At 51.2% G+C, this 21,438-nt stretch carries 18 protein-coding genes and 1 pseudogene; 6 read left to right on the forward strand and 13 right to left on the reverse strand.

Annotated elements, in window-relative coordinates; translation table 11 throughout:
• Positions 1-15 precede the first annotated feature (15 nt).
• The 3 genes from V5J35_RS15010 to V5J35_RS15020 are packed head-to-tail and all read right to left on the reverse strand — an operon-like array spanning position 16 to position 3,631.
• Entirely contained in the window at positions 16-1,623 is a 1,608-nt protein-coding gene (locus V5J35_RS15010) for an acyl-CoA carboxylase subunit beta (RefSeq protein ID WP_354007917.1), read from the reverse strand.
• Positions 1,620-2,123: an acyl-CoA carboxylase biotin carboxyl carrier protein subunit gene (locus tag V5J35_RS15015; RefSeq protein WP_354007918.1), complete on the reverse strand. Its 504-nt coding sequence runs from the start codon at positions 2,121-2,123 to the stop codon at positions 1,620-1,622. The genes V5J35_RS15010 and V5J35_RS15015 overlap by 4 nt, the downstream gene beginning before the upstream one ends.
• A complete protein-coding gene (locus tag V5J35_RS15020; RefSeq protein ID WP_354007919.1) occupies positions 2,123-3,631 on the reverse strand; it encodes an acetyl-CoA carboxylase biotin carboxylase subunit in 1,509 nt (502 codons plus the stop codon). Before V5J35_RS15020 ends, V5J35_RS15015 begins: the two co-directional genes overlap by 1 nt.
• Before the next feature lie 237 nt (positions 3,632-3,868).
• Here V5J35_RS15020 and V5J35_RS15025 point away from each other — a divergent pair.
• A pseudogene (locus V5J35_RS15025) lies at positions 3,869-4,354 on the forward strand (MaoC family dehydratase); the annotation flags it as partial.
• 1 nt (position 4,355) lies between these two features.
• Positions 4,356-5,234 (forward strand): HpcH/HpaI aldolase/citrate lyase family protein, encoded by an 879-nt coding sequence (locus V5J35_RS15030; RefSeq protein ID WP_354007920.1) that lies wholly within the window; start codon positions 4,356-4,358, stop codon positions 5,232-5,234.
• Here V5J35_RS15030 and V5J35_RS15035 read toward each other — a convergent pair.
• Positions 5,227-5,778 (reverse strand): hydrolase, encoded by a 552-nt coding sequence (locus tag V5J35_RS15035; protein WP_354007921.1) that lies wholly within the window; start codon positions 5,776-5,778, stop codon positions 5,227-5,229. The genes V5J35_RS15030 and V5J35_RS15035 overlap by 8 nt on opposite strands.
• Positions 5,779-5,868: 90 nt before the next feature.
• Between V5J35_RS15035 and V5J35_RS15040 the strand changes: the two genes are divergently transcribed.
• Together V5J35_RS15040 and V5J35_RS15045 are read left to right on the forward strand one after the other, a co-directional pair.
• Positions 5,869-6,519: a hypothetical protein gene (locus tag V5J35_RS15040; RefSeq protein ID WP_354007922.1), complete on the forward strand. Its 651-nt coding sequence runs from the start codon at positions 5,869-5,871 to the stop codon at positions 6,517-6,519.
• 103 nt (positions 6,520-6,622) lie between these two features.
• On the forward strand, positions 6,623-6,961 hold the full coding sequence (locus tag V5J35_RS15045) for a hypothetical protein (RefSeq protein WP_354007923.1): 339 nt from the start codon (positions 6,623-6,625) through the stop codon (positions 6,959-6,961).
• A gap of 87 nt (positions 6,962-7,048) precedes the next feature.
• Here V5J35_RS15045 and V5J35_RS15050 read toward each other — a convergent pair whose 3' ends face one another.
• Positions 7,049-7,321, reverse strand: coding sequence for a DUF406 family protein (locus V5J35_RS15050; protein WP_354007924.1), 273 nt, complete (start codon positions 7,319-7,321; stop codon positions 7,049-7,051).
• Between the two features lie 397 nt (positions 7,322-7,718).
• Between V5J35_RS15050 and V5J35_RS15055 the strand changes: the two genes are divergently transcribed.
• Complete coding sequence (locus tag V5J35_RS15055; RefSeq protein WP_354007925.1) at positions 7,719-9,278, forward strand: SulP family inorganic anion transporter; 1,560 nt, start codon at positions 7,719-7,721, stop codon at positions 9,276-9,278.
• A 132-nt stretch (positions 9,279-9,410) separates the two neighbouring features.
• On the opposite strand, the gene V5J35_RS15060 is transcribed toward V5J35_RS15055, so the two are convergent.
• The 8 genes from V5J35_RS15060 to V5J35_RS15095 all read right to left on the reverse strand — a co-directional run bounded on the left by V5J35_RS15060 (position 9,411) and on the right by V5J35_RS15095 (position 20,042).
• Positions 9,411-9,593, reverse strand: a complete 183-nt coding sequence (locus tag V5J35_RS15060) for a hypothetical protein (protein WP_354007926.1) — start codon at positions 9,591-9,593, stop codon at positions 9,411-9,413.
• Positions 9,593-10,174 (reverse strand): electron transport complex protein RnfA, encoded by a 582-nt coding sequence (locus V5J35_RS15065; protein ID WP_354007927.1) that lies wholly within the window; start codon positions 10,172-10,174, stop codon positions 9,593-9,595. Before V5J35_RS15065 ends, V5J35_RS15060 begins: the two co-directional genes overlap by 1 nt.
• Positions 10,164-10,862: an electron transport complex subunit E gene (locus V5J35_RS15070; protein ID WP_354007928.1), complete on the reverse strand. Its 699-nt coding sequence runs from the start codon at positions 10,860-10,862 to the stop codon at positions 10,164-10,166. The genes V5J35_RS15065 and V5J35_RS15070 overlap by 11 nt, the downstream gene beginning before the upstream one ends.
• Positions 10,859-11,626 (reverse strand): RnfABCDGE type electron transport complex subunit G, encoded by a 768-nt coding sequence (locus tag V5J35_RS15075; RefSeq protein ID WP_354007929.1) that lies wholly within the window; start codon positions 11,624-11,626, stop codon positions 10,859-10,861. Before V5J35_RS15075 ends, V5J35_RS15070 begins: the two co-directional genes overlap by 4 nt.
• Positions 11,623-12,681, reverse strand: a complete 1,059-nt coding sequence (locus V5J35_RS15080; RefSeq protein WP_354007930.1) for an RnfABCDGE type electron transport complex subunit D — start codon at positions 12,679-12,681, stop codon at positions 11,623-11,625. The genes V5J35_RS15075 and V5J35_RS15080 overlap by 4 nt, the downstream gene beginning before the upstream one ends.
• Before the next feature lie 12 nt (positions 12,682-12,693).
• Positions 12,694-14,073: an electron transport complex subunit RsxC gene (rsxC, locus tag V5J35_RS15085; protein WP_354007931.1), complete on the reverse strand. Its 1,380-nt coding sequence runs from the start codon at positions 14,071-14,073 to the stop codon at positions 12,694-12,696.
• Between the two features lie 120 nt (positions 14,074-14,193).
• Positions 14,194-19,092 carry a 2-oxoacid:acceptor oxidoreductase family protein gene (locus V5J35_RS15090; protein ID WP_354007932.1) on the reverse strand — a complete coding sequence of 1,633 codons (4,899 nt, stop codon included), beginning with the start codon at positions 19,090-19,092 and terminating at the stop codon, positions 14,194-14,196.
• Between the two features lie 131 nt (positions 19,093-19,223).
• Positions 19,224-20,042: an RnfABCDGE type electron transport complex subunit B gene (locus tag V5J35_RS15095; protein ID WP_354016425.1), complete on the reverse strand. Its 819-nt coding sequence runs from the start codon at positions 20,040-20,042 to the stop codon at positions 19,224-19,226.
• Positions 20,043-20,547: 505 nt separating this feature from the next.
• On the opposite strand from V5J35_RS15095, the gene V5J35_RS15100 reads away from it, so the two are divergent.
• On the forward strand, positions 20,548-21,408 hold the full coding sequence (locus tag V5J35_RS15100) for a DUF6279 family lipoprotein (protein ID WP_354007934.1): 861 nt from the start codon (positions 20,548-20,550) through the stop codon (positions 21,406-21,408).
• Positions 21,409-21,438: the final 30 nt, after the last annotated feature.

Below are 21,438 nucleotides of genomic sequence, written 5' to 3' on the forward strand. Positions count from 1 at the left end.
TTCATCCTCGGACTGTTAAAACCGCATCACACCATAGCGGGGATCACCAAAAGGTACGTTCAGTGAAGCACTGATCGACAGCGCCAGGGCGTTTCGGGTATCCACCGGATCGATAATGCCGTCGTCCCAAAGCTCGGACGACGTGTAGTAGGCACTGGTCTGGTTTTCGTAACTGGCCAGTACCGAGGCCCGAATGGCTTCCAGCTCTTCCGGGTCAGGCTCTATACTTTCCCGCTGCAACTGTTTCAGTTTGATGGTGACCAGGGTATTGGCCGCCTGATCAGCCCCCATCACCGAAGTTTCGCTATTTGGCCAGCTGAACAGGGTGCGGGCATCAAACGCCCTGCCGCACATGCCATAATTGCCTGCGCCAAAGGAACCATTGGTCATTATGGTGAACTTGGGAACATCGGAGCATGCCTGCGCCATAATCATTTTCGCACCGTCCTTGGCAATGCCCCGGCGTTCGTAATCCTTACCCACCATATAGCCGGTAATATTTTGCAGGAACACCAGTGGCACATGGTTCTGGTTACACAGCTGTATAAAGTGCGCCGCTTTCAGTGAACTGTCGTTAAACAGTACACCGTTATTGCCCAGAATCCCGACCTTGTAACCCCAGACGTTGGCATAGCCACACACCAGTGTATTGCCATAATCCGGCTGATATTCAGAAAAACGGCTGCCGTCCACTATTCGGGCGATGACTTCACGCATATCAAACTGTTTCTTAATGTCATCAGGAATGATGCCGTACAGTTCGGACGGGTCGTAATAGGGCTCTTCAGGGGATTCCTGCTGCAAATTGAATTTGGGCTTCTGTTCCCACTGGGCAACGATTTCCCGTCCGATGGCAATCGCTTCTTTCTCATTGCTGGCGAAATAATCACAGGTGCCGGACACCGAGGTGTGCATACGGGCGCCGCCCAGTTCATCCACTGTCACGTCTTCACCGGTTGCCGCTTTCACCAGGGGCGGGCCACCCAGAAAAACAGCGCCGGTACCGTCAACAATCACGGAGTAGTCCGACAGGCTGGGAATATAAGCGCCGCCTGCCGTGCAATGACCAAAGACCAGCGCCAGCTGTTTACAACCCAGTCTGGACAGTTGTGTCTGGTTGCGGAAAATCCTTCCCGCCATATATTTATCGGCAAAAAATTCCGACTGCATGGGCAGGTAGCCACCGGCGCTGTCGCACAGATGAATGACGGGCAACTGATTTTCAATGGCAATATCCAGCGCCCGTACCGTTTTTTTAACGGTTAGCGGAAACCAGGCACCGCCTTTGACGGAGCTGTCACTGGCATTGATTAAGACTTCCCGTCCACCCACAACCCCGATACCGGTAATGCACCCGGCTGACGGGGCAATGCCGTCATAAGCCATGTTGGCAGCCAGTGAAGACAGTTCCAGAAACGGAGTACCCGGATCGAGCAGAAGTTCTAACCGCTCTCTGGGCAGCATTTTGTTCTGGTTTTTCAGCCGCTGGATATCTTTTTCCGGACGGACAAAGCGGGCGGCTTCCTGTTTCTGGTGAAACTCTGCGAGTATTTTTTTATTGTGAGCCCGGTACTGTCTGAACTCGGATGACTGGGTGTTTATACGGGTTTGCAGTCTTCTCATGGTGATGCCTCCCCGACGATATCCACCAGAACCGAGCCTTTTTCAAAGCTGTCACCAGCACCACTGATATGAATGCTTTCAACCGTACCAGATGTTGTGGCGCGAATAGCCATTTGCAGCTTCATACTTTCAATGAGTAAAAGACAATCGCCTTCTTTTACATGCTGCCCCACCGCAGTATTCAGCTCAATAACGACTCCGGGCATGGGGGCGATGACCCTGCCGCTGGCAGAGCCCCCCTCTGAAGCGGCTTCACTGAACTCATCAATGCATTCGAGATACCAGGTTTTACCACCAATATGAATGAAGAGCTGTTGCTCATCCTGAGCGATGTAAACCTGCTGACAGTCTTCATCCAGGGTTAACAGCGCGTCATTGGGACTGAACCATTGCAGTCCGGCGGTGACCTGATGGTTGTCTATTTCCAGCAGGGCTGAATGGTGTTTTCGGACTGGAGTCACTGAATAGACCGAGCCATTAAATAAAAATTTTGGTTGCATCAGTTTCTCCAGCGTCCAATGGCTGCATGCAGGTCAGGCGTTGATTCTGCTAACAGCCGGTTGCTACGTTCGCCCAGAAGGGCAGTGGCAAGAATGGCATGAAGTTCCTGTAAGTTTTCCGGCTGAGTAGCGGAAAGATCACTGGCATATTGTTTGATAAAACCTGTGTCAAAATGGCCATCTGAAAACTGTTGATGACGCAATATAGCGTCCAGATAATCAATATTATGTTTCACTCCAAGGATCACCAACTCTTCCAAGGCGCGTCGCATCTTTTCAATGGCTTCCTGACGAGTAGGGGCATGGACAATCAGCTTTGCCAGCATAGGGTCAAAGGCGCTGGTAATCGCCTGGTTGAGATACAGGCCACTGTCGAACCGAACGCCCTGTCCGCAGGGTTCTTTCAGAAACAGCACCTTGCCGGTGGCGGGCATAAAATCGTTAAAGGCATCTTCGGCACAGATTCGGCATTCGATGGCATGGCCTGAGGAGGCAAGTGCTTCCTGTTTCAGTGACAGAGACTGGCCTGCTGCGATATGAATCTGTTCCGCCACCAGATCCACGTTAAACGTCATTTCTGTGACCGGGTGTTCAACCTGAATGCGGGTATTCATCTCGAGAAAGAAATAATCGCCTTCTGACGTATACAGAAATTCAACCGTACCCGCACTGTTGTAACCTGCGCTTTGGGCAATACCTTTTGCGGTGTCGCAGATTTCCTGACGTTTATCAGTGGTCAGCGCCGGGGAGGGAGCTTCTTCAATGACTTTCTGGAAACGTCGCTGAATAGAGCACTCTCTTTCGCCCAGATGAACAACATTTTGACCGTCGCCCAGAACCTGCACTTCGATATGCCGGGCGCTGGTAAAATATTTCTCAACGTAAACCCGCTTGTCGCCAAAGTATTTTTCCGCTTCTGAAGCCGCGATGCGCAGTGCGTCTTCCAGCTCATTCTGACTGTGAACAATGCTCATGCCCTTGCCGCCACCACCGGCAGAAGCCTTGACCACTACTGGAAAGCCCATGGTAACAATATTCCTGATGAAGTCGGGATGGTCCGGTTCAAGGTTCACGGAAGGAGGGACGGGAAAACCGTGTCTGGCAACAAAATCCCTTGAAGTGATTTTGTCACCCATCAGCTCAATAATGTTGGCTTCAGGGCCAATAAAGGTAATGCCTGCCTGCTCCAGTGTTCGGGCAAACTCTGCGTTTTCAGATAAGAAACCGTAACAGGGGTGTACGGCCTCTACATCCAGTTGCTGGCAGATTTCAATAATCTGTTGTCCGTCAAGGTGTGCAGCTGAGGGAGAGTCGCCAACGATTTCTATTGCTTCGTCAGCTTGTTGTACGACAGGGGAGTGCTGGTCACTGTGGTGATAAATGGCGACCGAGGCAATATTGAGCTGCTGCAGAGCCCTGAGCACTCTCAGGGCGATCTCCCCACGGTTGGCGATCAGCACTTTTTTAAAAGGCTGTTGGCCTGACTGAACAGGCGGGACGTTGTTCATCGCTAAACCCGTTGCTTGTTTTTTTTCTTGTCAGTTATTTAATTTAAAGGCTCTGACTGCATATTGGAATGCCCGGAACCTGCATTGGCTGGGTGAATAACACAGGAGTATAGTAGCAGATGTGTCCAGAACGCTCTGCGCACTTATGCGCTAAAGTACTCCCAGCTTGTGTTCCCTTCAGTGATACCTTGCGGGTAATCTTATGTAAGGGGTTACGTTGACAATGATAAGAAGGAAACGGTTATGCCAGGGCTTTATTACGAGCAGTGTGACATAGGGCGGGTTATTAAACATCGCTTGTCCCGTACGGTGACCGAGTCGGACAATGTACTGTTCTGTGCCATTACCCACAACCCTCAGCCTCTGCATCTGGATGCCGAATACGCCAGCAAAACAGAGTTTGGACAGCGGGTGTTTAACAGTATGTACACCGTGTCTTTTGCCTGTGGTGTCTCGGTAGAAGATACGACGCTGGGAACGCTGGTCGTTAATCTTGGCTTTGGTGAAATGAAGTTCCCCAAACCGGTGTTTATCAACGATACCCTGAGTGTTGAAACTGAAATCATGGAAAAACGTCCCAGCAAGTCCCGCCCCAATGCCGGTATTGTGACGTTCGAACACCGGGTCTATAACCAGCACAGTGAAGTCGTGTGTACGATGCTTCGTACTGCGCTGTTGCAGCGACTGCCTTCCGGTCTGGATGAAAAGGATTCAGGAGAATAACATGCTGGCTAAATCCTACCTGTTTACGCCTGGTGATAACGACAAGAAAATGTTGAAGGCAAAAAATTCCGGTGCCGATGCCGTTATTCTCTGCCTTGAGGATGCCGTCGCAGAGAGCAATAAGAAAACTGCAAGAGAAAAAGTGCGACAGTTTCTGCAGGCTCATCAGCAGAGGTGCGGAGTGCAACTCTGGGTCAGGGTTAACAGTCTGTCTTCACCCCATACACTGAACGATCTGGTTGCTGTAATGCCCGGCAGGCCGTTTGGTGTTTTTCTGCCGAAACCTTCTGATGCGGATGATTTTAAAACGGTTGACCATTATCTGACAGCGCTGGAAGTTCAAAATAATCTGGCGGTTGGCTCGACTCAGATTATGAGTGTGGCTGAATCATCGGTTGGCACCATTAACCAGAACACTTTTACCAGTGCCAGTTCAAGGCTGTCAGGGTTTACCTGGGGAGCTGAGGATCTGCCTGCCGATATTGGCGCGACCACCAACCGTGATCAGGATGACGTACACTTTCTGATTCACCGGATGAACCGGGCAAACTGTCTGCTGGTGGCTTCGGCGGGCAATATGCAGGCCATCGATGGCATTTGCTCTGACTACAAAAGCCAGAAAAAACTGCGGGCAGAGTGCGAGCGTGCGCGTATGGAAGGGTTTACTGGCAAGCTGGCGATTCATCCTGATCAGGTCGAAATTATCAACCAATGCTTCACGCCATCGACCGATGAAGTGACTTATGCACGGCGGGTGGTTGATGCTTTTGCCAATGCTAATGGCGCAGGTACGGTGGGCTTGGATGGACGAATGCTGGACCTGCCTCATCTGAAGCAGGCGCAGCGTGTACTCAGGCAGTCCGGGTCTGCGACTACTTAATCAGTTTGGCAATCGTTCGAAACTGCGGGGCATCCGCCGTTTTCATCAGCTCAAACAGTGCCATTTCAGTACTGGTGATACCGATACCCGCTTTGCCCAGTTTATCCAGGGCTATCATTTTGTTCTGCTTGGTACGGGATGATACGGCATCTGCCACGACTTCCACCTCAAAACCGGCCTGATGTAAGTCCATTGCCGTCTGATAAACGCAGATATGGGCTTCAATGCCAACCACCAGAACCTGTTTGCGCTCCGTCTGTTCCAGAGCCTTTATAAATTTTGGCTCACCACAGCCACTGAAAGCACTTTTACTGATGGGAGTGCTGATGGAGGGTTGTCCGGATAGCTGTTCAGACACTTCGGTAATGGTTGGACCCAGCTTATGAGGAATCTGTTCCAGCCAGAGTACAGGCAGATCCAGCTCTTTTGCTCCTGCTGTGATGGCTGCAAGGTTTTTATACAGAGTGTCTTTTTTGTGCATCAGGGTTGCCAGTTTGCCCTGTACATCCACAATTACCAGAACCGTATTATCAAGACTGAGCATCAATTAACTCCTGACAGTGGTAACAGACCACTATCATACCATTTTGGTACTCATATCCAACGCAGGCAGTGCAATACATGAGGGTAGTGTATGCAGGAAATGATCAACTCAAAGCACCTGTTAATATATTCACGAAATTTTTTTAAAGGGTCTTTAAAGGCAGGTAACAAAACCTTTTCCACCTCTTATGGAGATGCCTGTCAGGAAAGAAAAAAAAAGCGCAACGAAAATGCGATCAGAGCCAATACAAGGATATTGTTTCTTAGAGAGCACAGTAACGAGAAAATACTGGAAATGCTTTATCGTCTTATCCGGGAGGACAGAGTGGGCAATTGCCAGGAATATGCTTTTATCGCCATAGATTACGGTGTTCGGATATCTATGCCTGATGTATGGTTGGTAGTCCATGATAGTCATGTGTTTGTCCTGTTGGCTGATACAGAAATTTTCTACCAGCAACCTATGCCATTGAGTGACTTTTCCAAGTATAAAAATGACCGCTATTGGATTTGTGATCCCTGGTTCAACATACATTGTAAAATGTGTGAATACGAACCTATGGTTAGTTTAAAAGCTGCAAAGTGGGAACAGGAAGGAAAAAGAATAGGAACCTATGAGTCGACTAGCATAGCTGCAAAAGAGTGGTCTTTAAAACTGTCTTCTGGCGAAATACAGTTCTTCAAAATGACCACTCACAACGGAACAAGGACACGCATCGGGGGGGTACTTTATTCGAGATGACAACTTCCTTTCGCCGTGAAAGCGAGAAGTGTCAGCTATACTGTCAGGCCGCAACTCCCAAACAGCCCTCTTAAACAACACTCTTGACAACAAAAGGCACTGTATGTCTCTTGAAGCCCGGGTCGAACAGCTCGAATCTGAACTGTTTCAGGTTCGTAAGATCCTGCATCACAAGGATGAAAACCAGCACGAAGTCTGGAACGATATACAGGACAAAATCAGGGAAAAGCTCGACAAAACCTATCTTCTGGTCGAAGAACTGTCCGTCAGCAATGCTGAGATCAAAGCGAAGCTGGAAAAGCAGCGATCATACCTGGTCGCACTGGAAACCCGAATACTGATGCTCGAAAATGATGTATCCACTATAAAGACAGAGATGTCCACCATGAAGACTGATATATCCGACCTTAAAGGCATGGTTCAACAACTGCTGGATCGTTAGTAGCGAATCTCTGTCATGCGCTCTTATTCCCTTCAGGGAACATTCTTCAGGAAATAAGAGAGCCTTCAAAAGCAGGTGGCTATTCGCTCAGGCATCATCAGCCAGCTGTTTATATTTACTGTTAAATTCGGTGTTTAACTGGAAAATCAGTTTTTCAGCGGCACAGCAGAAATCGAAATGGGCGTGGATAATCGTGTCTTTTTCAAAAATTTCGGTTTCGTACTCAATCAGGCAGGGATCGGTTTCGATCTTATGGATAAGAGCAGTAAGCTGGTACAGTCGTTCCCTCGCCTCCGGCAGGTCACCGGCGTGGATGTCCATATCAAGGTGTGTATCTTTTGGATCAGTAAGGCTGGTCATATAGCCCCCTCCTGTATTTATTATGAAACAGCATGTTTTCGCCACGGCTGTTTGTAATGAGTAACGTTTGATCAGGGTTACTGCGCAGTTCCTTCTTCTGGTTACAATCCCTGTAACTTCGGGTGGATGATGATTCGACTATAACGCCAGTGAACTGTTGTTTTATGGATATGTGTCAAGTTTTGACAGAAAAGGACATATCTTTACGGCGACTTCTGGTTGAAAGTTGTTCTAGATGAGGCGATCTCACTGCGCAGTGAACGGATTTGTTATTAATTAACCTTTCGTCTAGAATCCGTGCGCAAAACAATAACCGTAAGATTCTCTGTTCCTTTCTTGCACGACACTTCTTCCCGCCGATAGCAGAGAATGACTTGATTTTTCTGGTGAATATACAGTGATTGAATTAACTGCCAATAAAGCAGCGAGTCTGAAAAGTGACCTGCTTTCCGGCTTAACCGTTGCTCTGGCCCTGGTTCCCGAAGCCGTTGCTTTTGCCTTTGTTGCAGGTGTTGAACCTCTGGTGGGTTTATACGCCGCTTTCATGGTGGGACTGATTACTGCCGCTATCGGGGGGCGACCCGGCATGATTTCCGGAGCCACCGGGGCTCTGGCTGTCGTTATGGTCTCGCTGGTGGCGGACCATGGAGTGCAGTACCTGTTTGTCGCTGTCGTATTGATGGGCATTATTCAGGTGCTGGCAGGGGCTTTAAAGCTGGGTAAATTTATACGAATGGTGCCACACCCGGTTATGCTGGGCTTTGTGAATGGTTTGGCCATCGTTATCTTCCTTGCCCAGCTGGGGCAGTTCGGGGTAGCCGGTGAAGCCGGATGGCTTAATGGCACTTTCCTTGAAGGCAGCGTTCTGGATGTCGCATGGATTGAGGGAGCCGGGCTTTATATGCTGGTCGGTCTGGTTGTTCTTACCATGGCTATTATTCATTTCCTGCCAAAACTGACCACTGCGGTTCCTTCCTCGCTGGCAGCCATTGTTGTTGTGAGCCTTCTGGTGTTTGCTTTGGGGCTCGACACCAGAACGGTAGGCGATGTCGCTGATATTGCGGGTGGACTGCCAACGTTCAGCATTCCGGTAGTGCCTTTCAACCTTGAGACATTGTGGATTATTCTGCCGTATTCTCTGGTGCTGGCTGCTATCGGCCTGATTGAATCATTGCTCACCCTGAGAATGGTGGATGAAATTACCGAAACCCACGGTAGCTCCAACCGTGAATGTATTGGTCAGGGTGTGGCTAATATTGCAACGGGCTTCTTTGGTGGTATGGGTGGCTGCGCCATGATCGGACAGAGCATGATCAATGTGAACTCTGGTGGTCGTGGTCGTTTTTCCGGCATTTCTGCAGCGCTGTTTCTGCTGGTGTTTATTCTTTTTGCTTCCTCACTGATTGAGCAGATTCCTATCGCTGCCCTGATTGGTGTGATGTTTATTGTTGTGATTGGCACCTTTGAATGGAGTAGTCTGCGTATCATGAACAAAATTCCGAAAGGTGACGCTTTTGTTCTGGTACTGGTGTCGGTTGTGACGGTACTGACGGATCTGGCAGTAGCGGTTATCACCGGCGTCATTGTTTCAGCACTGGTCTTTGCCTGGGAACATGCAAAACATATTCGGGTTGAAAAGAAGGAAGACCACAAGGGGTCAACCGTCTACAAAGTTCATGGTCCACTGTTCTTTGGTTCGACGACCACATTCCTTGAACAGTTTAAGCCACAGCAGGCTAACAAAGACGTCATCATTGATTTTGCTGACTCCAGAGTGTGTGATCACTCCGGCCTGGAGGCTATTGATACACTGGCAGAGCGTTACCTTAACTCGGGTAAAACTCTGCACCTGTTACACCTGAGTCCAGACTGCCGCCAGTTGCTCAGGCGTGCAGGTAATCTGGTAGAAGTGAATGTTATAGAAGATCCAAAGTACTTTGTAGCAACCAATGCCTGATTCGGTGTAAACCATCAGGTTTGCAGGTCTTATACCAATCGCAATAATTAGCTATTATTCTGCCAGCGTTTATGTGAGACGGAACAATGAACCAGCCCGGTTCATTGTTCATCCTTAATTGTTCAATAGGTCTTATTGCGCCTGGCATATATGGCGAGAGGCACAGCATTTACACGCTGAGTTCCCGCCATCTTCCCGGAATGGGCCACATTCCGGGTTGTTTTTTTCAAAATTACGATACAGCTGTTGTACACCCAGCCAGCCTGCCATGGTCAGCATCAGTACAACCACTGCCGTTAACATCTGTAACAGCATCAGGCCCCCAGTCCGGCAAAACCCATAAACGCCAGTGACAGAATGCCACCAATCATCAGGGTCATGGCAGCGCCCTGGGCGACAGAAGGCGTCTTTGCCAGTTCCAGCTTTTCACGAATACCCGCCATCAGCAGCAGTGCGATGCTGAAGCCTGCACCTGCCCCAAGGGCAAACGCAACACTCTGCGGGAAGTTATAGCCACGGTTGGTCTGGAACAGTGCCAGACCCAGAATCGCACAGTTGGTGGTAATCAATGGCAGGAAGATACCCAGCGCCCGGAACAGTGCCGGACTGAACTTCTTCACAAACATTTCTACCAGTTGCACCGACGAGGCAATGACCGCGATATAACAGATCAGTCGGAGGAACTCGATGTTAAGTGCAATCAGCAGCAGGTTGATGACATAGGCACTGGCAGAACTCACCAACATAACAAACGTGGTAGCAAGACCCATATTCAGAGCCGTATCACGTTTGTTGGACACACCCAGAAACGGACAGATGCCCAGAAACATTGCCAGCACAAAGTTACTGACAATGGCAGCATTCAGAAAAATACTGAACAGGCTTTCACTTTCCATGGGCTAAAGCCTCCCCTTGAAATTGCTCTTTATCCAGCGAGTTATCCAGCGAGTCCTGTTGCTCTTTACGCATGCGGACAAAGGCAAACAGCAGCAGCCACGCCCCCAGCACAAAGAATCCTCCGGCAGGCAGCAGCATGACCACCCAGGGCTCAAAACCGGCGGGCATGATATTGATACCAAACAGCGCGCCAGCCCCCAGAATTTCCCGCACAGACCCAAGGCTGAACAGTGCCAGCGTAAAGCCTGCACCGGTACCCAGACTGTTCACCATGGAAGCCACTGGTTTCTGCTTGGACGCATAGGATTCGGCACGACCGAGAATTACACAGTTCGCCACAATCAACTGAATGAAGGCACCCAGTGCGTTATACAAATCCAGACTGATCGCCTGAATGATGTAATCAACGATGGTCACAAACGACGCAATAATCACGATATAGGTGACAATGCGCACCTGTTTGGGAATCAGGTTACGAACCAGTGAGATCAGTCCTGTGGACATCAGCAGTACAAAACTGGTCGCAAGACCCATACTGATGGCATTGATCGCCGAGTTAGTGACCGCCAGTACCGGACACATGCCCAGCAACATGACAAAAACAGGGTTTTCCCGCCACAGTCCGCGCAGGAACGTATCCGGCGTGACCGCTTCATACTCTTGTTTCTTTTTGGGCATGCTACTCATTCGCTTGCCTCACTGTTCATTAGTGAATCCAGAGTTAATGAATCCAGATGCTGGTGAATAACCGGCAGCCACTGTTGTGCGCTCAGGTTGATTGCCTGACCAATGGCATTGGAGGTAATAGTGGCACCGCTGATAGCGTCGATCTCCCAGGCGTTCTGTTTGGTACCGCTTTTTACCGTAACAATGTCGTTAGCGAGGGCGGAACCACTGGTGGCAAGGCGAGCGTCCAGCCGGTCAAAGTTGGCAAGGAAGTCCTCGTCGGTCAGCACCTTGTCACCCAGTCCCGGAGTTTCCGTCATGGTCAGCACCTGATAAGCGGTAATCGCTTCCAGCTCAGGCTGATAGCCAAACATGATATGCACCGGACCGGCATAACCGGAGGCAACGCCGGGAACGGCAAGCCCTTTCAGGTCACCACTGGCGTCATAGCCGCCGTAGATGACAAAACCGTCGTCATCGGTCTGTTCAACCGGAATGATTCCGGATTCAGAGATCACGAAAGAACGGCTGGTCGTGGCACCATGCACAACATTAAATACGGCCGCTTCAGTCGCTGCTTTCTGGTTGGCTTCGATATACGGCATGGCCCATTGAACGACCATGACCACCAGAAAACCTGACAGCAGGGCGGTTAATGTCAGGGTGCGGAACATCGCCAGAACGGGTGTCTGTGGCACGGCCTGTTCTTCCGCCGGTGTGTTGGCGGCGACCTCTGTCAGAGGAATATCGCTACTGCTATCGCTGCTACTATAGCTACTACTCATGCTTCCTCCCCGGGTTGTTGTTTCAGACGAGTACCAAAGGCACGGGGCTGAGTCACACTGTCAATTAACGGTGCCAGGGCGTTCGCCACCAGAACCGCATACATGGCACCTTCCGGAAGACCACCGAACAGTCGGATGATCACGGTCAGGAAACCAATGAACAGTCCGTAAATCCAGATGCCCGTTGGAGTCAGTGGCGTACCCACCATATCCGTTGCCATAAACATCGCCGCCAGCATCAGACCGCCGGAGAAGATAACGAACAGAGGCGTTGGATAGACGTCGGCGTTCATCAGCCAGAATGGAGTGGCAGTCAGCAGTGCGCCAAGAATGACCGCACAGGGAATCTTCCAGCTCATAATGCCACGAGCAATCAGGAAACCACCGCAAAGGAGAACCAGCAGCGCCGATGTTTCACCGGATGAACCACTGACCATACCCAGCAACAGATCCGAAGTACTCGTACTGACTTGTTCAAACTTAAACAGCGACAGCGGTGTAGCACTGGAGTAGGCATCTACCTGCCCGGCAATCCAAGCACTACTGTCTGCCGGGGACATAAACGGCAACGCCAGACTGGATGGAATAAACGACGTAAATCGTTCAGGTAGAAAGCCGGGTGTCCATGTAGTGATGGAAACCGGGAAGGCTGCCTGTACAAAGGCTCGTCCGACCAGTGCAGGGTTAAACGGGTTCTGTCCCAGGCCGCCAAACAGCATTTTGCCGAGGGCAACTGCGATAAAACCGGCGACAGCAGCCATCCACAGAGGAAAGCCCGGAGGCAGAGTCAGTGCCAGAAGAATGCCGGTAATGACCACGCTGTAATCCGACAGCGTGCTTTTTTTCCCGGAAATGGCTGTGAACAGCTGTTCCGTCGCCATGCACGACAGAGTTGTGACAATAATCAGCGCCAGCGCACTGATACCGAACTGCCAGACTGCCCATGCGCAGACAGGTAGCAGGGCGTAGACCACGTTTCGCATGATCTGCGGTACCGTCAGCACCTTCTTCAGGTGCGGTGAGGTACGAATGGTTAAGGGAGTTTGTTTTATCATCCTGTGCCACCCTTATCCTGCACTGCGTGCTTTTTGACGAATGGACTGCTTGGCGACCCGAATCTTCTGGGTCAGGGGAATGTTGGCAGGGCAGGAGTTACTGCAGCAACCGCATTCAAAACAGTTCATCAGGTGAAATTCGTCCATCATTTCCTGGTGACGACTAGCGTCAGCCAGCTTACCCAGCATGGATGGGTTCAGATACATCGGGCAGGCTTCTACACAGGCACGACAACCTATACACGGCATTTCCGGTTCGTGGCTGCTGGGCAGCTGCTCAGGAGGAAACACCAGAATACCGGTGATACCTTTGGTGGTAGCAATATCACGGGTAGCGATACTGGTTCCCATCATCGGGCCACCCAGAATGATCATGCCGGGATTGTCGATAGCGCCCACCTGTTCCAGAACAAACGGCAGTGGTGTACCCAGTGGAATGATGTAGTTGCCGGGCTTACTGACACCGGGACCACTGACTGTAACAATCCGTTCAATCAGGCCACGGCCTTCCGGTACCAGTTCACCGATCTGTGCCAGAGTGCCGACGTTAAACACGGCGCAGCCAATATCTGCAGGAATGCCGCCAGCGGGAACTTCCAGCCCAAGCAGGCTTTTCAGCAGCATTTTTTCCGCGCCCTGTGGGTAGCACGTAGGCACCGCTTCACAGGTTATATTCGTCAACTGATGTGCGACGATGGCTTTACGGATTTTTTCAACCGCATCCATCTTGTTGTCTTCAATACCGATAATGGCTTTTTCAGCGCCCGAAGTGACCATTGCCAGCTGCAAACCTTTCAACAGGTTATCGGTGTATTCCAGCATGGTTCGGTGGTCACAGGTCAGGTACGGTTCGCATTCGCACCCATTCGCTACCAGAGTTTTGATGGTTTTGCCTTTGGGGGCTTTCATTTTTACATGGGTAGGAAACGCTGCCCCACCCAGACCCACAACACCGGCATCCTGCACCGCTTTAACCAGATCGTCTGCGGACATGACTTTGGTATCACGAGGCTGGAGATAACGAATGGTCTGGTCGGAAGAAGGCCAGGTATCAATTAAAATTGCGGGGGTTTTACTGCCATTGGGCATGGACACCAGCTCATCAACGGCTGCAACCGTACCCGTAACGGGCGCATGAATCGGGGCTGAGACAAAACCACCGGCTTCAGCAATGGGTTCGCCCCGAACAACGTCCTGTCCTTTGCTCACGACCGGTTTGGCAGGAGCGCCAATACTCTGCGACAACGGCACAATAATTTTGTTAGAAAACGGCATTCGCCGTATGGGCTTGTGTTCGGTCAGTTCTTTATGGTCTTCCGGGTGTATGCCGTTGGCAAAGCTGTTGCCCTGCCAGGGCAGCCTCAGAAAGCCCTGTTGGTTAAAAAGAGACATTAATGGAAATCCTTTTGGCTGAAAGCATCTCGACTGAAAACATCAGTCAGAAATAACAGGGGTGGGCAGTGCCCACCCCTTTGCTTTTTATGAGAAAGCTATTTCACATCGAAGTTCGTTTTACTGGAACTTCTCAGCCCGCTTGATCAGCTTATCCAGATCCTTTTCATTCTGATCCCATGGGATACCGGGGTGGATGCTGCCCGCAGTGCACTTCTCAGCCGCTTTCACAATATCCTTAAAAGCAGCCCCCTGTGGGTTGGTGATCTGTATCTTGCCGTCGCTGTCGTAGGCAAAGACACCGGGCGCTATGTTGATACACTCGTCACAGGCTGTACATTCAGCGCTTTCCACCCAGACCCCTTCGCCAACCTGTACCGCAGGAATCAGGTTGTCACCCTGTGCGGCTGGTGCGGCGATGGCTGGAGACACGGTGATGGTTCCCACCAGCTCTTCAATCTTGCCGGTCAGCTGGCTGGCCAGTTCTGCTTTCGCTTCCGTGGCTGCGGCCTTGACTTTCGCCTGATTCTCAACGCCGGTCAGGCTGCGCAGTTGACGCCAGAAGTGACGACGCTCGTCGCAGGAGTTGACCATCTCCTGAGCCACCAGAACCCGAACCAGATGGTTCTTGTTGTCGGTGGCCATCACGTAAGGGAACAGACCTTCACGATCACTGTTGTCCATTTCCAGGAACTCGTGCAGCGGCACCATTTCATCGTTCCAGGCATCCTGAGGCACTTTGCGGAAGTGCTTGCTGAAGCGACCTTCAGTCATGGCAAAGTCTGCAAAGGTAAAGGGCAGTTCCATGGTCTTCTGTTCGCCTTCCTCATCCAGATACTTGATTGGATAAGTCAGCCAGTCTTCGGTCAGCTTGGCATTGCCTTCCAGAGAAGCGCAGTCCTCATAGCTGGTGCCAGCGTCCGGATCGTAGCGGAACAGTGGGTACGCACGGGAATCTACCGCCAGTTTGGACTGATGACGTGCCATGTCGTCGGCAATGCCATGCTCTACCGGACAGGCGGCGTAGATATTAAACAGCGCCGGGTGACGGCTGTTGAAGCCATCAATAAAGCCTTCCAGCAGATGCGTGGTGTGTGCGGCAGAGCTTTGCAGGATAAAGCTGGTACGATGCGCCATACCGATCAGGCTGATCTCCTTACGCATCTCGGTCTTACCGTGTTTCGCCTTGCCATAAGGGCTCATATCCGCCACCTGACTGACAAAGCTGGACGTACAGGCCTGACCACCGGTGTTGGAGTAAACCTGGGTATCCAGCACCATCACCTTGATCGGTACACCGGATGCCATGGTGCGGGACAGGTTCTGGAAACCAATGTCGTACATCGCGCCGTCACCGCCAATGGCGACAACCGGCGGACACAGGCGGTATTCTTCATCGCTGAACTGGTTCCACTTGAAGTGAGTGAAAAAACTGTCGTGTACTTCCGGATCGTACTGGCCTTCCAGTTCCAGCTTCGCCTGACGTATGGCCTTGAAGCCTTCCGCCATTTTCACCATATGGCCTTCGAAGAGTCCCATCGCCAGCGAGGTGCTGTCCTGGAACAGGTGGTTAGCCCATGGGAACGGGTATGGGTTGTAGGGATAGGTTGCACCCCAGACAGAAGTACAACCAGTGGAGTTGGTGATACCCATGGCGGCACGGCCACGGCCGGTGGTGCCTTCGCTGTAGCGATATTTCAGATGCTTCAGCTTCTCAACCAGCTGAGTCACCCAGCGCAGCCACTTCGGATCAATCGGAGTGCTGGCACCTTCAGCGTTCAGGCTGTCGGTCAGGTTTGCCAGAGTCAGGTCGTGGTCGCTGTGCTTTTCAATGGCATTCTCAATAGCGTCCACATTGCTGATATCAACACCACCCGCCAGTTTCATGCGGATATGGGTTTCCAGCCTGGCCACCAGGTCATCGATCTCTTTCAGGTGTGCTTTCACCCGTGGTTGCATCATGGCGGTGACGGTAGACGTCATCAGATGGATGATGCTCTTTTCTCCACAACCCAGACATGCACCGTCACCGCAGACGGTGGACATGTAGTTGGCCTTGTCCATCAGCAGAGTTTCGAGCGCGCCGACTTTTTCATCAAGATCGTCAATGCGGCTGAACTGTTCGCTGGTGGTGGGCAGATCCATCCAGAAATCCCAGTTCTTGCGCATTCTGTCCACAGAGTCATCGGTCTGTGGCTTCACCACCAGGGCGTTGTCAGTACATACCTGAACACACTCCATACAGCCTTTACAGGTGTTAGGATTCAGGGTGATAGACAGCAGACCACCGGAGCCTTTTGCCTTCTTCTCACGACTGGTGTAGTACGGCTTGGTAATGGAGAAGTCAAACTTACTGACCTGATCCAGCAACAGGCTGAATTCCTGTTCCTGAGCTTCTTTCTGGGAACCTTCCAGAGTAGAGTTGCTCAGGTGTTCCAGAACCGCCTGATCAATCAGCTGGTTTGGATTGGAACCTTCGCCACCGGTTTCAATCAGCTCCCGTACACGCTTTTCAATGGCACGGGTATCGCGACGCAGATAGCGGGTTGGCATGCCTTTGGTTTCGATACGGTTAATAGCGGTTTCAAACACTTCACCAAAGGTGTTCACCAGAGCAGGCAGGGCGCTGTCCGGGCAGATGGTGAAACAGTCGCCACAGGCTGTACAGTTTTCCGGTACCCACTCCGGGTATTCGAAGCGTATGCCGGTCATATCACGGTAAGCGCCGGTTCCCGCTGGCATCAGGCTCATGGCCAGGCTTGGGTCGGCAGGGTTGCCTTCGCCGTCGCCTTTGGCGTAGAAGGAAGCGGTATCGTCCCAGAACTTGTGCAGGTCGGAAACACCGTTTTTGCTGACCGGCACCTGCTTCAGCATTACGGGCAGTTTTTCTTCTTTGCGAACTTCCGGCAGGGAAGCACCCACCACCTTGCCGGTGATCTCAACCATTTCGTCAAAGCCACGGCGTACTACACGAATGTTGTCGTCGACAACGTGAGCGCCCTTGTGACCAAACTTGCTTTGCAGCTGACTGCGAATCGCTTCAAACAGACTTTCCTCAGTGAGGGTGCCGCGCTTGAGCAATGGAGACGCCCGGAAGAAGGCCCCCTGGAAGGCGTTACCCTGCATACGATACTGGAGCTCAGGGTTGGAGGCCTCTTCACGAGCGATCTTGAAACCATCCAGATAATAAATGTTGATATCGTTATCAACGATATACTGCTGATACTTACGGGGGATGGTTGCCCAGACTTCCTCTGCGGATTCGAGAGAACTCTGGATAATGAACACACCGCCGGGCTTCAAACCAAACAGCGGGTTGGAATGACCGAACACATTAGCATCCGGGGACATCACCACGTCAACATAATGGTATTCGCAGTTGATGCGGATTGGCTCAGGCGCAGCGGACAGGTAGTAAGTCGTTGGCTGACCTTTTTTCTCGGAGCCGTATTTAGGATTCGCGCGAATGTCGTAACCCAGCAGGTCAAACAGGGTCACCGCCAGGTTCTTACCGGTGGTGATCATGCCCCAGCCGCCGATGGAGTGCAGGCGGGCGGTAATGGCGCCTTCCGGCAGCAAGTCCGGGTTTTCAGAACCTTTCAGGCTCATCTTGTGAATTTCAGGGTAGGCGTCCAGCAGTTCCTGACGACGAATGTCTTCTTTTGGACTCAGTCCTTCTTCCCGGGTGAAGTCGATGCCCAGATAGAAGAACTTCTGGTGTCTGCCTTCCGGCAACATGTTTTCAATGGCTGCAATAATACCTTCTGGCTGCAGGTCTCGGGAACCCAGCCCGAAGCAACCGGAGTACAGACGAGGCGTGTCGAATTTAGCAAAAGTCGCATAGTTCTCGTAAGGCTTGTCGCCCTGAGCCATGCCGTTTTCCTGACACTTTGTGATCGCCGCGCGAATCTCACGAATCATTGGCAGGTCTTCTGCCAGAGGTTGGTCGGTACGCTCCAGAACCACAACGCCTTTACGACCCTTCAAGGCTTTGCCGATCAGGTCGCCGGGGAATGGGCGGTACATGGTCAGGTTCACAACGCCCATCTTCACGCCACGCTTTTCACGCATGTAGTCAGCGACAGCGCACGCCTGTTCGGCCATCGAACCCTGTCCGACCACCACGTATTCGGCGTCGTCCATCTTGTAGTTCATGACACGTTCATAGCGACGGCCGGTGAGCTGGTAGTACTCTTCCATGCACTCGTCAGTGATCTTTGAAATGTGTTCAAAGAAGTAAGGGCGCTGAGCTGCCACGGACTGCATGTAAGCGTCCTGATTCTGAACCGTACCGGCAACAACTGGATTATCAACGTCCCACAGTTCAGGTACACGACGACGCTTTTCACCGTAGATCAGCTTCTGGGCGGGTGTCGGGCATTCAATAATATCGTCCGGACGACCACAGAACTCTTCCACCAGTTCTCTTTCAGGCACCATAACCGGTTCGATCAGGTGTGTGGTCAGGAAACCGTCCTGTGCTACGGCGGCAGGTGTCAGGGACAGTTCCGCAATTTTGCGGCCAATCAGGTTCAGGTCGGCAGCCTGCTGAGCGTTGGTGGCGAACACCTGGAAGAAACCGGTGTCGTCGATACAGTGATAGTCATCGTGGCCACAGTGTACGTTCAGAGACGCTTTGGTCATTGCACGAGCGCCGACGTTCAGAACATAGGGCAAACGTTTGCCCACAGCCGCGTACAGGGATTCGTGCATAAAGGCGATACCCTGGGCAGAGCTGAAGTTGGTGGCACGCAGGCCACTCATGGACATACCGGCTGTTACGGCCGCTGCTGCATGCTCTGACTCAGGCTCAACAAAGATCAATGGCTTGCCGGATACGTTGACATGACCGGCGGATGCCTGTTCTGCCCAGTACTCACCCATCTGGGTGGATGGGGTGATAGGGTAGGCACCGGCAGCATCAGAGGCTTCACGTTCACACATGATCACCGCGGTGTTACCGTCGATGGCCATACGCTTGCCGGGATACTTAAACTGCTTTTCGACTGACTTGACCAAGAGGGATCTCCTTCCAAACGACCACTTCTATTGTTTTAACCGCAGAGAGGCCCATAAAGCTCCAGCTATGGAACTGCTCATGAATGGTTAAAACGTTCGGGGCTCAATTCTTTAATTACGCGATCTTTAAATTACGCAACGGGTAAGGCATCTTTGCGGATGACTTTCTTTGCTTTTTTGCCTTTGCGGATAATGTCGTCTTTCTCGAGCCAGACGATGGCACCCGTTGGGCAGCGTTCTATGGCAGCTTTTTCTGCCTTGTTATTCAGGGTGTAATTCACAGTAGCAAGGTTGTTACTGATCGCGATCAGACCTTCTGCCGCATCCATTTCACAACGACCGCACGCGGTACAGGCAACGCCACAGTCGGACTCTGCCTTGTCACCAAATTCTTTGTTATTGCAGGCGACCCAGAGTTTATGGCTGATAGGCTGCATGGATAACAATGCCCTTGGGCAGGCATCGATGCAGTCACCGCAGGCGGTGCATTTCTCTGCGTCGACATGGGGCAAACCGTTGCGATCAAGGTAGATGGCATCGAACTGGCAACTGACGACACAGTCTCCCTGTCCCAGGCAGCTCCAGTTACAGCCTTTGCCACCACCGGCCACGAGGTCGGCTGCACGACAGCCTTCCATGCCTTCATAATGGGCGCGCTGCCAGGCTACATGTGAACCACCGGCACAGGCGACACGGGGCAGCTGTTTCTCGGCAACGCTCATGGCAACGCCGAGCATGCTGGCGATGTCTTTGTTCTTGTCGCTGGTATTGGCGGTACACTGACCGGGCTGGAAAGTCCCTGCTACCAGCCCTTCAGCAAAGGCGCGGCAACCGGGAGAACCACAGGCACCGCAATTGGCCCGTGGCAAAAGGTCTTCAACTTCATCGATGCGGGGATCTTCGAAAACATAAAAGCGTTTATTGGCAACGATAAGCAATACAGCCAGCAATCCACCCAGTACAGGAGTACGGCCATAAAGCCTGTGGCGCTGGTGATGATCAGACTGGTATCCAATAGCACTCCCCCATCTGTTGTTCAGGTCAGGTATTCCGTCGTTTTATATTTCAGGCTGTTGGCAGAAGCTTTTTGCAAAAAAAAGCGATCAGGCTTCGAAACAGGGCAAAACTATTCAGAGAAATACGCTGTGCCGGAATTTTATTCAGAACCCGGCTGTGTTCTTGTTTAATAATGTGGTGAGAATTGTTAATGAGTTTGTTAATTAATGATTTGATGTGGGTCAGTTTTTGTTTCTATTTGCAGATATTGATAAATCTGCAATTTAAAAGCATGTTTAATAGATCGATTAAATGCGAATGATTCTTTTTTGTGAGTGTGAACAGTGTTTAGATCACCTTGCCTGATAAATAATTCAGGTTGGGTACAGGCGAAATGGAAATTGTTAAACAGCTGCTTTATGGTAGAGACAGGCTCAAATAAAAAATATCGATTGACGCATGAATAACTTAAAAAAAAGAGTCTACAGTCTGCTTCTTCTTATTTTGCTGCCTTTCCTGCACAGCTGCTCGACTTCCTATGTTTATGACAACCTTGGCTGGCTGGTTCACTGGTATGTGGACGATTATGTAGAGCTGACATCCCAACAGAAAAAGGAATTTGACCGACGTTTCAGCCAGTTACAGCAGTGGCATAAAGAGAGCGAGCTACAGGAATATCAGCAGTGGCTGGAGGGTATCAGAGAACAGTTATTGCAGCGGCAGCTATCCTCGGAAGAAATTCTGGTTTATGTACGCTCACACCGGCAGAAAACACTGGTGTTCTGGGATCGTTTGATGACACAAGCGGAACCGCATTTACTGCAACTGCTGGAGCAGTTGTCTGAAAAACAAAGACAGAACCTTATAGAAAACATCAGACAGCAGATGTTGAAGCGCTATGAAACCCGTCTGACAGCCAGCAGAACCCTGTGGGAAAAAGACAAGGTAGCCCGCATGGAAAAGGGCTTAAAGCCCTGGATTGGTTCCCTGAGCAAGGACCAGAAGAACAGGCTGAACCGCTGGGCCAGTTCATTGCACAACGTTGATAAGCTGAATCGTGAATTTCGCCTTGACTGGCTGGCCCGGTTAATCGATTTACAGCCATTGCCGCTGTCTGAAAGGCGGGGGAAGCTGGCGGAACTGGTGGCAAACCCCGACCACTTCAGAACCCCTGAACATTTGCAGTTGCTGAAGGAAAATCGTGAACTGACAGATGTAGCCATTGCAGAGGTCATCGCCCTGCGTAGTAACAGGCAGAATAAGACAGCACTGGCCGAGATTGACCAGTGGCTACGGCGTATAAAAAGCAGTAGGGGCTGAACTTGTAGCTGCCTTGATACTCCCTGCCTG

It is taken from the genome of Endozoicomonas sp. NE40 (assembly GCF_040549045.1).
GTDB lineage: Bacteria > Pseudomonadota > Gammaproteobacteria > Pseudomonadales > Endozoicomonadaceae > Endozoicomonas_A > Endozoicomonas_A lisbonensis.